Annotated in this window: 1 protein-coding gene; it reads right to left on the bottom strand. The window is 47.0% G+C overall.

Annotated features, from left to right (window positions below):
* Positions 1 to 1,165 (bottom strand): GspE/PulE family protein (locus A3763_RS22905; protein WP_068760590.1); only part of this gene is annotated, 1,165 nt, incomplete at both ends.

The raw sequence follows: 1,165 nt of genomic DNA, 5'->3' as shown, positions 1-1,165 counted from the left end.
GTGTGACTCTGAGCACTTCATCAATGGTTGTTAAGCCATTTGCTATTTTATTTGCGCCGCTTAGCCTTAGTGAATACATCCCTTCTTTAATTGCTTCTTTTCTGAGCTCTGCTACTTGACCGCTTTCGTGTATGTGCCCTTTTAAGCTTTCGGATAAGGGCATGATTTCATAAACGCCTGCTCGACCGCGATAGCCTGTTTGTCGACATTCTTGGCAGCCGACGGGTTGTTGCGCATTTTGAGGCAAAGGTGTTTTCCAAGGTCTGGTAAGCATTTTCCAGTCTTCCTCTTCAAGCTCGACAGGTGTCTTGCAGGACGTACAAAGGGTTCTAACCAGCCTTTGGGCCATCACGCCCAATACCGTTGCTTTTATTAGGTATGGAGGGATGCCGAGTTCCATTAATCGCGTGATTGCGCTGGGTGCGTCATTAGTATGCAGTGTCGAAATAACCAGGTGGCCTGTCAGGGCAGCTTGTATTGCCATCTCGGCTGTTTCCAGGTCTCTTATTTCACCAATCATTATGATATCGGGGTCTTGTCGCATAAGGGCTTTAATGCCGCTGGCGAAATCCAGGTCGATATTTTGTTGGATCTGCATCTGATTGAAGGCAGGTTCTACCATTTCAATCGGATCTTCAATCGTGCTGACATTAACTTCGGGTGTCGCGAGTTCACGCAAGGTCGAATAGAGCGTTGTCGTTTTTCCTGAACCGGTCGGGCCGGTAACGAGAATAATGCCATTTGGCTGACCGGTCATTTGCTTCCAGCGTTTTAAATCTTCGCTAGAAAAGCCTAACTCAGAGAATGAGCATTGTAAGACTTCCGGATCGAAAACACGCATTACTAGTTTTTCGCCAAAGGCGGTAGGCAGGGTTGAAAGACGGAGCTCTATTTCCTTCTCATTGCTGTTACGTGTTTTTATTCGGCCATCTTGTGGTTTTCTTTTTTCGGCGACATTGAGGCGACCTAGAATCTTGAAGCGGCTGGTAACCGCGATGCCTACTTTGGCGGGAAATTCATAGACGTTATGCAGTACACCATCAATTCGAAAGCGTACTTGTGAGATTTCCCGGCGTGGTTCAATGTGAATATCGCTAGCGCGCTGCTCAAAAGCATATTGCAGAAGCCAGTCAACAATGTTGATGATGTGTTGATCGTTAGCGTC

Source organism: Oleiphilus sp. HI0128 (assembly GCF_001635365.1).
The sequence above is the reverse complement of the archived record's forward strand: the minus strand, read 5'-3'. Positions and strand labels throughout refer to the sequence as shown.